Source organism: Arthrobacter sp. TmtSoilC79 (genome assembly GCF_059739405.1).
Map to the genome: position 1 here is coordinate 1,881,463 of NZ_AP046051.1, position 12,575 is coordinate 1,894,037.

10 protein-coding genes and 2 tRNA genes are annotated in these 12,575 nt (G+C 63.6%); 8 read left to right on the plus strand and 4 right to left on the minus strand.

The genetic code is table 11. The annotated features are described in order from the left end of the window. Window positions 1-61: 61 nt before the first annotated feature. The 4 genes from AC6JA3_RS08725 to AC6JA3_RS08740 all read right to left on the minus strand — a co-directional run bounded on the left by AC6JA3_RS08725 (window position 62) and on the right by AC6JA3_RS08740 (window position 5,317). Window positions 62-2,530 (minus strand): ABC transporter permease, encoded by a 2,469-nt coding sequence (locus AC6JA3_RS08725; protein ID WP_347783245.1) that lies wholly within the window; start codon window positions 2,528-2,530, stop codon window positions 62-64. 2 nt (window positions 2,531-2,532) lie between these two features. Beyond that, complete coding sequence (locus AC6JA3_RS08730; protein ID WP_347783246.1) at window positions 2,533-3,327, minus strand: ABC transporter ATP-binding protein; 795 nt, start codon at window positions 3,325-3,327, stop codon at window positions 2,533-2,535. Window positions 3,328-3,415: 88 nt separating this feature from the next. Further along, on the minus strand, window positions 3,416-4,129 hold the full coding sequence (locus tag AC6JA3_RS08735) for a response regulator (protein WP_497920076.1): 714 nt from the start codon (window positions 4,127-4,129) through the stop codon (window positions 3,416-3,418). A 3-nt stretch (window positions 4,130-4,132) separates the two neighbouring features. Next, complete coding sequence (locus AC6JA3_RS08740) at window positions 4,133-5,317, minus strand: sensor histidine kinase (RefSeq protein WP_026540224.1); 1,185 nt, start codon at window positions 5,315-5,317, stop codon at window positions 4,133-4,135. Between the two features lie 124 nt (window positions 5,318-5,441). On the opposite strand from AC6JA3_RS08740, the gene AC6JA3_RS08745 reads away from it, so the two are divergent. From AC6JA3_RS08745 to AC6JA3_RS08780, 8 genes are all read left to right on the plus strand, one after another. Further along, the gene (locus AC6JA3_RS08745) at window positions 5,442-6,494 is read left to right on the plus strand and encodes a 3-isopropylmalate dehydrogenase (protein ID WP_223943278.1); all 1,053 of its coding nucleotides are present in this window, start codon (window positions 5,442-5,444) and stop codon (window positions 6,492-6,494) included. A 118-nt stretch (window positions 6,495-6,612) separates the two neighbouring features. Then, window positions 6,613-7,725, plus strand: coding sequence for a branched-chain amino acid aminotransferase (locus tag AC6JA3_RS08750; RefSeq protein ID WP_347783248.1), 1,113 nt, complete (start codon window positions 6,613-6,615; stop codon window positions 7,723-7,725). 392 nt (window positions 7,726-8,117) lie between these two features. Beyond that, a complete protein-coding gene (locus tag AC6JA3_RS08755; RefSeq protein ID WP_347783649.1) occupies window positions 8,118-8,918 on the plus strand; it encodes an MBL fold metallo-hydrolase in 801 nt (266 codons plus the stop codon). 23 nt (window positions 8,919-8,941) lie between these two features. Then, entirely contained in the window at window positions 8,942-9,718 is a 777-nt protein-coding gene (locus tag AC6JA3_RS08760; RefSeq protein ID WP_011775161.1) for a fumarylacetoacetate hydrolase family protein, read from the plus strand. A 132-nt stretch (window positions 9,719-9,850) separates the two neighbouring features. Then, window positions 9,851-11,371 (plus strand): glutamate--tRNA ligase, encoded by a 1,521-nt coding sequence (gene gltX / locus AC6JA3_RS08765; protein ID WP_347783249.1) that lies wholly within the window; start codon window positions 9,851-9,853, stop codon window positions 11,369-11,371. Window positions 11,372-11,385: 14 nt separating this feature from the next. Continuing rightward, window positions 11,386-12,114 carry an HAD family hydrolase gene (locus AC6JA3_RS08770; RefSeq protein WP_026546061.1) on the plus strand — a complete coding sequence of 243 codons (729 nt, stop codon included), beginning with the start codon at window positions 11,386-11,388 and terminating at the stop codon, window positions 12,112-12,114. A gap of 157 nt (window positions 12,115-12,271) precedes the next feature. After that, window positions 12,272-12,343, plus strand: a tRNA-Gln gene (locus tag AC6JA3_RS08775). Window positions 12,344-12,469: 126 nt separating this feature from the next. Further along, window positions 12,470-12,545, plus strand: a tRNA-Glu gene (locus AC6JA3_RS08780). Window positions 12,546-12,575: the final 30 nt, after the last annotated feature.

Genomic DNA, 12,575 nt, shown 5'->3' on the forward strand with positions numbered 1-12,575 from the left:
TCACTTCCTGCCGGGAAGTGGGAGAGCGTTTCTTATTTCAGGGGGATATGTGGAAGAGGGTCTAGGCGGTAGCCAGTCCCTCCACCGGGGAAAGTCGCGCCGCCCGCCGGGCCGGGATGACCGAGGCCAGCAGACCTGCCACCACAGCTACGCCAAAGACGGCGGCCAGTTGCAGCCACGGCACGGCCGGAACAACACTCGCTACCCCGCCCAGGGTTGCCTGTGCCCCGAGCCAGCCGTAGACGATGCCCATTCCCGCACCCATGATGGCGGCCACGCCGGCGACCAGTACGGCCTCGATGGCCAGCATTCCGCGGAGCTGGCCTTTGGTGAGGCCCAGCGCCCTTAGGAGCGAGTTCTCCCGGGTCCGTTCCAGGACCGAGAGGGACAAGGTGTTGGCCACCCCGATCAAGGCAATGACTACGGCCACACCCAGCAGCCCGGTGACAACCAACAGCAGCACGTCAATGATGCTGTTGAACGTCACCCGCTCGATGGCGGCCCCACTGACCGTGCGCTCCTGCACACCCAATGCCGCAGCAATGTCCTTCTGAAGGGCCTGCACTCTGTCCGTGGAGACCGAATCATCCAGTTTCACCCACACCATGGAGGCGGTTTCAGGCAGCGGAGAGGCAGGAATGCTGGAACTCTCCACGAACGCCGGAACGTGACGGGTGCGCAGTACCTTGGCATCAAGGGAAACGCTGCCTGCCGCAGTCGCGATGCTGGCAGGTCCTTCCGGAGAGTCCTCGGGAAGATAGAGGGTTCCGGGACCAGGTTTCAGGTTGTTATCGCGCAGGACTTCCGCGGCATCGGCGGCGGAGATGCCGTAAATGGTCTGGCCGCCGTCGGGGGTGGTTGTATCGCTGAGTGTTCCCACCGGCTCCAGCAGGACCGCCGCGCTGACGCCGTCGAGGCCTTTGATCCTCGTCAGGGCCTGATCGTGATCGCCTGAGCCATCCACCGCAGTCTGGGCGGAAAGGTCCACAGGGTAGTTCTCGGCGAGGGTGTCGTTGAACGCCTGCCGCGAGGTGGCCGCTCCGGTCATCATGAGCGAGACCAAGGTGACGCCAATAAGCAGTGCCGCAGCCGTCGCCGAGGTGCGGGCAGGGTTGCGGGTGGCGTTCACAGCCGCGAGCTTGCCCGGCACTCCCGCCGGTGCCGCGAGCCGGCCTGCTACGGCAACAACCGTGGGGATGAACAGCGTGGAGCAAAGGAGAATGCCCACAAACGAGGCAGCGCCGCCCAGCAGGGCAACGCCCAGCGAGACGTTCACGCTGCCGTACACCAGCGCCGCGGCGCCGCCCAGCAGGGCCACCAGCCCCAGGACCAGGCGCACCTTGCCCCGTGCGTTCCGGACGGACGCGTCATCGCTGGGGCGCAGCGCAGCAAGGGGCGCGACGGCGGTGGCCGCCTTTGCGGGAACCAGCGCCGCGACCACAGTCAACACTGTTCCGGCGACCAAGCCGGCAACAATGGCAGACGGTGGGACAGCCAACGTCGCAAAGGCCTGTTCCGGCTGGGTCCTTGCCCAGGCAATCAGCCCGGTCATCAGGCCTGCAGCGGCCAGGACGCCCAGCACCGAGGACAGGAAACCAACCACCAAAGCTTCGAGCATGACCGAGCCGCGGATTTGTCCCCGGCCTGCTCCCAGGCACCGAAGAAGGGCCAGCTCCCTGGTTCTCTGGGCCACCAGAACGGAGAAGGTGTTCGCTACCACCAACGTGGAGACAAGGATGGCCACGCCGGCGAATGCGAGCAGGACTATGGTCAGCTGGTCCTGCCCCGCGCTCAGCATGGCCACAGTGGATGTGACCTTCTCCTGGGCCGTTTCCAGCACAGGAGATGCCGCTCCCGCCGCCTCCATCCGATGGGTGATGTACTCCTTGGCCGCCGCCGCGTCTTCGCCGGACTTGAGTGAAAACTGAACCCCGGCAAACCCGGCTCCGGCGTCCTGCACCGCGTTCAGGACGGCATCGGAGGCCACCAATTGCGCTGCCGAGGAGGAGAAAGGATCATTGGTGGCCTGGATCAGGCCGGTAATGCTGACTTTGGCGGTCTTGACAGGTCCTGCGCCGCGGAGTTCAAGCATGCTCCCCACGGACAGTCCAAGATGCTCAGCGGTCTTGACATCGATCACTGCCTCCGACGCCTTTGACGGCATGGAGCCGCTCTTCAACACAGCGCCCTCCAAAGATGCCGGCGCTGCGTTGCGAAGCCGGCCGTACTGCTCACCGCCGCCGGCTTCGAACATGACATAAGTGGACCGCTCGGCGTAGCTGTCCTCCACTGAAGGGGCGGACACGGCAGCGTCCACAGCTGCCTGGGTGAACGCTTCGCCGTTCCTGGATGATGCAACCAGATCGGCGTTGCGGTACGACTCACCGATGCTGGCGCCCAGGGAGGCATTCGTGCTTGCACCCACCATCAGCGTCGCGGAGAGGAACATGACGGACAACATCACCGCGAGTCCGATGGCGACGAAACGCCGGAAATGCGTCGTCAATTGGGAAACGGCAACACGCAGCATGCTCAGGCCCCCAGTTTGCCGAGGGCTGCCAGGACCGAATCCGCGGTGGGATCATGGATCTCGCCCACCAGCCCGCCGTCGCTCATCAGGACCACGCGGTCGGCATAGCTGGCGGCCACGGGATCGTGGGTAACCATGATGATGGTCTGGCCCATCTCCTGGCTGCTCCGGCGGAGCAATGCCAGCACTTCACCGCCGGCTTTGGAGTCAAGGTTGCCCGTTGGCTCATCGCCGAACACGACGTCGGGACGGGTCAGCAAGGCCCGGGCTACTGCCACGCGTTGCTGTTGCCCGCCGGAAAGCTCGTGCGGGCGGTGCTTGAGCCGGTCCTTCAGGCCCAGGGTGGTGACAACGGTATCCAACCACGCGGCGTCGGCGGTGGTCCCCGCCAAAGCCAGCGGAAGGGTGATGTTCTGCTCGGCCGTCAACGTGGGCACCAAATTGAAGGCCTGGAAAACGAAGCCGATCCTCTCCCTGCGGAGCGCCGTGAGCTGACGGTCGTTCAGGCCCGTCAACTCCGTGCCACCGAGGACAATACGGCCCGAGTCAGCTGTATCAAGGCCGGCAAGGCAATGCATCAACGTGGACTTGCCGGAACCTGAGGGCCCCATGATGGCCGTGAACTTTCCAGCATCAAAGCTCACCGAGACCTTGTTCAGTGCGGTGACAGTGGTATCTGCGCGGCCGTAGCTTTTGCTCAGCTCGTGGGCCTCGACGGCGGGGCGGGCCTGGGCGGCGTCGGAGCCCTTGGGCCGCTCGGTTCCTGACGGGTGGGAGAGGTGCGTGAATGTTGACATGCTTTCACGCTATGTTCTGCCATGGCCCTACAGGATCGGGCCAAGGGCCCATTGTCCGGCGGCGGCACTCATACCCAGGTCGGAGATGCTAGGACCCAGGGGCTACAACGCCGGTCTCATAGGCGATCACCACTACTTGCACCCGGTCCCTGGCCCCCAACTTGGCAAGGATGTGCCCCACATGGGTTTTCACTGTGGCTTCCGAGAGGAACAGCCCCGCGGCGATCTCGGGATTCGACTGTCCTTGGGCGATCAGCTGGAAGACCTCGCGCTCGCGGGTCGTCAGACGCTCGACGGCGGCAGCGTGCACGGACTGCTCCGGCGTCTGTGTCCTCAGCAACGGTGCCACATGGTCCAGCAAACGCCTGGTGGTGGAGGGAGCTATCACCGCATCCCCGCGGAAGACGGTGCGGATGGCTTCCAGTAGTTCTTCGGGTGGGGCATCCTTCAGGAGGAACCCGCTGGCCCCGGCCTGGATGGCTGCCAGCGCGTACTCGTCCAGGTCGAAGGTAGTCAGCACCACTATTTTGACTTCCGCCCGCTGGGAGCCTGAAGGCTGTGCTGCGGCCTGTTCCAGGATGCGGCCGGTTGCCTCGATGCCGTCCATGCCCGGCATCCGGACATCCATGAGGACAACATCGGCGGCGGTGGCTGCCAACGCCTGGACAGCCTCGATCCCGTTACCGGCCTCGGCTACGACCTCAAGGTCCGGCTGGGAATTGATGAGCATTCCAAAACCGGACCGCACCAACTGCTGGTCATCAACGAGCGCCACCCTGATGGGCACAGGAACTTCTGCCATTGCTTAAGCCTCCGAATACGGGATGAATGCAGACACGCGGAAACCGCCGCCCTGTTCCGGGCCTGCTGCCAAGGAACCATCGTAGAGGGAGACTCTCTCGCTCATTCCCAGCAAGCCATTCCCACCGCCAGGTGCCGGCGGATCAGCAGCGGCGCCCCGGCCGTCGTCGAGGATGTCCAACTGCAGGCCCCGGGCCTGCCATGTCAAAGTGACGCCCGCCTTCGCTTGCGGGCCGGCGTGCTTCATGACGTTGGTGAGGGCTTCCTGGATGATGCGGTACGCCGTGAGCTCCGCTCCGGCAGGCAGCGCCCGGCGGGGAACACCGCTCTGTTCAAAAGCAACTTGAAGGGTGGCGGCCCGGAACCCGAGGAGCAGTTCGTCCAGGTCCGAGAGGCGCGGTTGCGGGCGGGTGGGGGAGTCGTCGTCGGAGCGGAGTACTCCCAGCAGCCTGCGCATTTCGCCCAGGGAGTCCCTGCCCGTGGCAGCAATCGTGGCCAGCGCTTCAGTTGCGAGCTCGGGCTTGGCGGCGGCAGCGTACCTGGCTCCATCGGCCTGGGTGATGATCACGGACAAGGAATGCGCCACGATGTCGTGCATTTCGCGGGCAATGTGGGAACGCTCATCCGCGGCGGCCAGTTTCCGTTCCTGCAACTGCTCCACTTCCAGGCGCCGCGTCCTGTCCTCCAACGCCTGGAGTTGGAGCCTGCGTACGCGGGTGAGGTCTCCCAGCGTCCAGCTGACCAGCACCAGCATCCAGATCAGGACGGTGTACAGCGTGCCGATGGTCAGGCCCATGATTCCCGACTCCGCAGTGGTCGAGAACAACCTGGTGGTGAGCATGACGCCGCCAGCGAGGCCGGCAATCAGGACACTCCGGCTGGCCCAGGCAGGCCCGTAGGCCGCGGTGGCGTAGATGACCAAGGGGACGGCGATTTGGCCTGCTACTGGTTCAGCGCCTACAGCCCACTGGATCAGGCACACCAGGATCACGGCGCCGGCCGCCAACTCCGGCCGCGTGCGTCGCCAGGCGAGGGGGAGCAGGAGGCTGCAGGACAACAGTGAGAGCCACGGACGATCAGCAAGGAGGTAGACCGGACCGAAGAGCAGGATCAGCAGGCACGTTGCCGTCAGGTCAACCATGAAGCGGTTGAGCCGGAACCATTCATAAACTGCATGCCTTCTATCCACGCTTAGACTCTATGCGGTGGTTCCCATGGCGGGCATCATGCTGTGGTCTGACTCCACGGCATGGAAGTGTTCGCAGAATGAGACGATTTTGACCAGCATGTGGATTGCTTGGCTAGATAGAGCTATGAGTGCAACGTCCATCAATCTCGCTGTCATCCCTGGCGACGGCATTGGCCCTGAGGTCATCGCCGAAGCCGTCAAGGTCCTCGAAAAGGCCGTAGCCGCCGAAGGCGTTGCCCTTGAACTGACCAACTACAAGCTCGGTGCCCAGCACTGGCTTGAAACAGGCGAGACCCTCCCGGACGAGGTCCTGGCGGACCTTCGCACCCGCGATGCCATCCTCTTCGGCGCTGTGGGAGCGGCCCCGGGTGATACCCGCATCCCCTCTGGCATCATCGAACGCGAGATGCTGCTCAAGCTCCGCTTCAGCCTGGACCACTACGTGAACCTGCGCCCCTCCCGCCTGTACGGCACTGTCGGCAGCCCCTTGGCAAACCCCGGCACGATTGATTTCATCGTGGTCCGCGAGGGCACCGAAGGTCCGTACGTGGGCAATGGCGGGACGTTGCGCGGTGGCACCCCCCACGAGGTCGCTACCGAGGTCTCCCTCAACACGGCCCACGGTGTGGAGCGCGTTGTCCGCGATGCGTTCCGTCGTGCCAACGAGCGCCAGCGTAAGCACGTCACGCTCGTCCACAAGCACAATGTGCTGGTTTTTGCCGGACACCTGTGGAAGCGCACTGTTGAAGCAGTGGCCCAGGAATTCCCCGAGGTCACGCACGACTACCTGCACATCGACGCCGCCACCATTTTCATGGTGACCGACCCCGCGCGCTTCGACGTGATCGTTACCGACAACCTCTTTGGTGACATCCTCACCGACCTCGCCGCAGCCGTGACCGGCGGCATCGGCCTGGCGGCATCGGGCAACATCAACATGGACCGCACAGCGCCGTCAATGTTCGAGCCCGTCCACGGCTCCGCTCCGGATATCGCCGGACAGCAGAAAGCCGATCCCACCGCGGCCATCCTCTCCGCAGTGCTCCTCCTGGACCACCTTGGCTACACCACGGCGGCCCGCAAGATCGAGGCGGCAGTGGTCGCCGACGTCGAAAGCCGCACCGGCGAGCCACGCAGCACAGCTGCCATCGGCGATGCCATCGCGGCCGCACTTTAGGCCCAATACTCAGGCGTAAGCTTGTGTTGAATTATTTACCTGCTTCCCTGGTCCATCGCTGAACCGCACCCTTTTTAGGCCCGGTTCGCCCTGCCAGGTAGCTGACTGTGGAGGAAACATGACTCAGACTGCCCATGGCGTCGAATTCAGCCAGCAGCTTTCGGAAACCCCGAAGTCTGTTGAGGAGCGTGCAGCCATCCTGGCGAACCCAGGCTTCGGCGACTACTTCACCGACCACACCGCCGTCGTCGACTACAAGGTTGACGCCGATGGCAATGGCGGTTGGCAGAATGCCAGGATCGAGCCCTACGGGCCGATCTCCCTGGACCCGTCTGCGGCGGTGCTGCATTACGGCCAGGAAATCTTCGAGGGCCTCAAGGCCTACCGCCACGCAGATGGTTCCGTCTGGACCTTCCGTCCCGAGGCCAACGCAGCACGCTTGAACAAGTCCGCGCGCCGCCTCGCACTGCCTGAGCTGCCCGAGGAGTACTTCCTGGGTGCCATCCGCGAGCTGGTCCAGGCCGACAAGGAATGGGTTCCTTCCGGTGACGGTGAAGCCCTCTACCTGCGTCCGTTCATGATCGCCACGGAGGCGTTCCTTGGTGTGCGTGCTGCCCGTGAAGTGTCCTTCCGCGTCATCGCTTCTCCCGCAGGAAACTACTTCGGCGGCGAACTCAAGCCTGTTTCCATCTGGATCTCCCGCGAATACGCCCGTGCCGGCCGCGGCGGGACCGGTGCTGCCAAGTGCGGTGGCAACTATGCTGCTTCCTTGATCGCGCAGCAGGAAGCCGAAGCGAACGGGTGCAAGCAGGTACTGTTCCTGGACCACTTCAACGACGACGCCGTGGAAGAACTCGGCGGCATGAACGTCTTCTTCGTGATGAAGGACGGCTCGCTGGTCACGCCGGCCCTCAGCGGCACCATCCTGGAAGGCGTCACCCGCATGTCTGTCATCCAGGTGGCCAAGGACATGGGCCGCGAGGTCACCGAGCGCAAGATCACCTTGGATGAGTGGCGCGATGGCGTTGCGTCCGGCGAGATCACCGAGGTCTTCGCTTGCGGCACCGCTGCCGTGATCACTCCGATCGGTGTCCTCAAGGACGCCACCGAATTCATCGGTTCTGAGGACGCGACGGCTGGCGAGACCACCATGGCGATCCGCGAGCAGCTCCTGGGCATCCAGACCGGCAAGGTCGAGGACACCCACGGCTGGCTGACCCGCCTGGTCTAGCTTCCGGAGCATTTCGAAACGCCACGGCACGACGGCGGCCCTTCCCTTGGCCATCAAGCGGAAGGGCCGCCGTTCTGCTTACGCGACGCTCTTGCAGGTCCCCTTGGGTTGGGCGCGACGCTCTTGCAGGTCGCCTTGGTGTGGGCGCGACGCTCTTGCAGGTCCCCTTGGTGTGGGTGCGACGCTCTTGCAGGTCCCCTTGGTGTGGGTGCGACGCTCTTGCAGGTCCCCTTGGTGTGGGTGCGACGCTCTTGCAGGTCCCCTTGGTGTGGGCGCGACGCCCTCACCTATCGGCGGTCGGATGGGGGATGTGAGAGAGGACAGGCCGGTAGGGCGGGGGATGTGAATGAGCATCGGTTCGGTGCCAAGATGGGAGCGTGACTTCTGAATCAATGGCGAACACCGGCAACGCACCAAGCGGCGAGACCTCTCCCCTCCAGCGCAGCAGCGGGCTGACCCGTTTCCGGCTGGCCCCTAACCCGGGACCGATGAGCCTGGACGGCACCAATTCATACGTCATCGGAGCTCCAGGCTCCAGTCGCGTGGCAGTGGTGGACCCCGGGCCCGAAGATGAGCAGCACTTGGCAGCGCTGGCAGCGGCGGGCACTGTGGACGTTGTCCTGATTACTCATCGGCACGCCGACCATACTGAAGCGTCAGCACGCTTCCACGAGCTGACGGGAGCGCCGGTCCGCGCCGTTCTGCCTGAGCACTGCCACGGCGGCGAGCCCCTCAGGGATGGGGAAGTCCTCAATGCAGGGGGCGTGGAAGTCCGCGTTGTTGCCACCCCTGGCCACACATCGGACTCGGTGTGTTTCCATCTTCCCGCCGACGGCCCCCACGGCTCTGTCCTGACCGGCGACACCATCCTGGGACGCGGCACCACAATTTTGGATTATCCCGATGGCAGGTTGGGTGATTACCTTGCAAGCCTGGACAAGCTTGAGGCACTCGGGCCGGCTACCCTCCTTCCCGCGCACGGCCCCGTGCTCCCGGCCCTGGACGATAAGTGCCGGGAGTACAGGGATCACCGTGGTCAGCGCCTCGACCAAATCAGGGCAGCGCTGAAGCAGTTGGGCGGTGGGGCTTCGATCGGGGCAGTCACCGATGCCGTGTACCCCGACGTCGACCCATCAGTGCGGTGGGCGGCAGAGACTTCCGTTGCCGCCCAGTTGGATTACCTCAGAAGCTAAACCCGGACTGTAGGCTTGAGCCCATGCGTATCGCCCGGTTTGTAGTTGATTCTGATCCCCTTTACGGCGTTGTTGAAGGCGAGCCCGGCAGTGAGGAAATCACTGTCATCAACGGCGACCCCTTCTTCAACGGCGTTGAACGTACCCACGTGAAGCACAAGCTCGAGGACGTCCGGCTCCTGGCTCCGATCATTCCCCGCAGCAAGGTCATTGGGGTCGGCCGGAACTTTGCCGAGCACGCTGCTGAACTGGGCAATGAAGTTCCCCAGCAGCCCTTGTTGTTCCTGAAGCCCAATACCTCGGTGATCGGCCCGAACGATCCCATCATCCTCCCGGAGTTCTCGGAAGAAGTTTCCTTCGAAGCGGAGCTGTGCGTGGTCATTGGCCGCATCTGCAAGGACGTCCCTGAGGATCGCGCGGACGACGTCATCTTTGGGTACACGTGCGGCAACGACCTCACTGCCCGCGATGTCCAAAAGACGGATCTCCAGTGGGCGCGCGCCAAGGGTTTCGATACCTCGGCACCGCTGGGCCCGTGGATTGAAACCGAGCTCGACCACGAGGATTTGTCCATCCAGGGACGGCTTAATGGTGAACTTCGCCAGGACGGCAGCACCAACCAGATGATCCGTGGCGTGCGCGAACTCGTCTCGATCGTTTCCCACGCCTTTACCCTGCTCCCCGGCGACGTCATCATGACCGGTACGCCGGCCGGCGTCGGGCTGGTGAGCGAGGGCGATCGCTTCGAAGTGGAGATCGAAGGCATCGGCCGGCTCTCCAATCCGGTGGTTCGCCGCTAGGCTCAAAGCCAGCGGAACCTCAAAACCCAAGGCCCGACGGCGGCACCCGCCTTTCGCACGAAAGGTAGGTGCCGCCGTCGAGCGGTTGGGTCGAAAACCGAGCCGGCGCCAAGCGGTAAAGTTGGACCTACTATGACTACTGCTTCTGCGTCGAACGCTGCCTCCAGCGCTATTCCTGCCGTCAACGCCGACACTCCGGTCCGCGTCCGATTTTGCCCCTCGCCTACGGGGACTCCGCACGTTGGCCTGATCCGTACCGCCCTGTTCAACTGGGCCTACGCACGCCACACCGGCGGCAAATTGATCTTCCGCATCGAGGACACGGACGCCGCCCGTGACAGCGAGGAGAGCTACCACCAACTGCTGGACGCCCTCAAGTGGCTCGGCATCAACTGGGATGAGGGCGTAGAGGTTGGCGGCCCGCACGAGCCGTACCGCCAGTCCCAGCGTGGCGGAATCTACCAGGACGTCATTGCCAAGCTCAAAGCCGGTGGACACGTCTACGAGTCGTATTCCACACCGGAGGAAATCGAGGCCCGCCACAAGGCCGCCGGCCGCGACCCCAAACTGGGCTATGACGGTTTTGACCGGCACCTGACCGAGGAACAGTTGGCGCAGTTCAAGGCTGAAGGCCGGGAGGCTGTCCTTCGCCTCCGCATGCCGGATGAGGACCTGACGTTCAACGACCTTGTCCGTGGCGAGATCACCTTCAAGGCCGGATCCGTGCCCGACTTCGCAGTAGTCCGCGCCAATGGCGCCCCGCTGTACACCCTGGTCAACCCGGTGGACGACGCACTCATGGGCATCACCCACGTCCTGCGCGGCGAGGACCTCCTGAGCTCCACTCCGCGACAGATCGCCCTGTACCGTGCGCTCTACGCGATCGGTGTGGCCGAGTACATGCCCGAGTTCGGTCACCTGCCCTACGTGATGGGCCAGGGCAACAAGAAGCTCTCCAAGCGTGATCCCGAGTCCAGCCTGTTCCTGCACCGGGAGCGCGGCTTCATTCCAGAAGGCCTGTTGAACTACCTCTCACTACTGGGTTGGTCTTTGAGCGCGGACGAGGACATTTTCACCGTGGAGCAACTGGTGGCCAACTTCGACATCCATGATGTCCTGGGCAACCCCGCACGCTTTGACATCAAGAAGGCCGAGGCCATCAACGGTACGCATGTCCGTTTGCTGGCTCCGGAAGACTTCAAGGAACGCCTGGTCCCGTACCTCCGCGCTGCAGGGTTCGTGGGGGAGATCCTTACCCCGCGCCAGGAAGAGATTCTTGCCGAAGCAGCCCCGCTGGTCCAGGAGCGCATCACCCTTCTTGGCGAGGCTCCCGAGATGCTGGCGTTCCTCTTCAAGGCCGACGACGCCATTGACGTGGCGGATGACGCCCGGAAGGGGCTCCCTGCCAATCTGGACGAGGTCCTTGACGCTGCCCTGGCCGCGCTTGAGCCCATCGGGGACTGGACTGCCGAGAACATCCAGACTGCCCTGAAGCAGGCACTCGTGGAAGACCTTGGAATCAAGCCCCGCGCAGCCTTCGGTCCCGTGCGCACTGCCATTTCCGGCCGCCGCATCTCCCCGCCCTTGTTCGAGTCAATGGTGATCCTGGGCAAGGATTCTTCCTTGGCCCGTGTTCGCGCCTTCCGCGGCTAAGGGCGGCACACGTCATGGCGATCGCAAGCTCCTTCGGCACTATCCGCGGTGTCCTCTTCGACATCGATGACACCCTGGTGGACCTCGAGTACGCCATGACCACAGCATTGCGTGACGTCAGCGAACATCTCCTGCCCGGCCTGGACCAGGCCGGGTGGGTGAAGTTCGGCCGCATCTTCACCCACGAGACCACGCACTTCTATGACCGATACCTGGCAGGGGAGCTGACCTTCAACGAGCAGCGCCTGCTTCGCGGCAGGGCTGCCCTGGGTCACTTTGGCGTGGAGCTCGACGACGGCGAGGATGCACAGGCGTGGGTGGCTGAGTACCACCAGCGCCAGACGGCGTATGTGAGGGCCTTTGAAGATGTGGCAGGGGTGCTGGATGCCCTTGATGCCGCGGGTGTCCCTTATGGTGCCGTGAGCAATAACGTGCACGACTACCAGCGGGCCAAACTCGATGGCGCCGGCCTTTCCAGGATCAAGGTCTTGGTGGGAACGGATACGGTGGGCGTGCCCAAGCCGGATCCCGCCATTTACCTTGAGGGTGTGCGTCTGCTCGGCACTGCTCCAGGGGAGACCCTGTATGTCGGCGACAACAGGCTGCTGGACGCCGACGGCGCGACGGCGGCAGGTTTGGTTGGCGTGTGGCTTAACAGGTCAGGAGAGGTAGTGGAAGAGTTCGCGGGCCGGCAAGTGGACTCATTGTCGCGGTTGCTGATGAAGGCTCCGACTGCGGTCTAAGCCCGCTGCCGGGCAGTAAAGAATCGTGTGATGCAGGTAACGGCTTCTCGATTTGTGCAGGTGGCAAGACTCCGGTAGAGTCATTACTCGTGCTGAGGGGCACGGAGGGAAAAGCAGAGGGAAACCGAAGCGCGGAACTCCGGTCCAAAAGTCACTTTGGGATATGGTGTAATTGGCAACACTACGGTTTCTGGTACCGTCATTCTAGGTTCGAGTCCTGGTATCCCAGCTCTGATTATCCGCGTGAATTCGCTGGAAAATCGGAACCTTCGAGTCGCTGAAGCGATTTGGAGAGAAGCTGAATATATGAAATACTCATTCAGCTTGATCACCGGAAACGGTGAATAAAGTGCAAGGCCCCATCGTATAGCGGCCTAGTACGCCGCCCTCTCACGGCGGTAACGCGGGTTCGAATCCCGCTGGGGTCACCACAGAATCCCCCGGAACCACGGTTCCGGGGG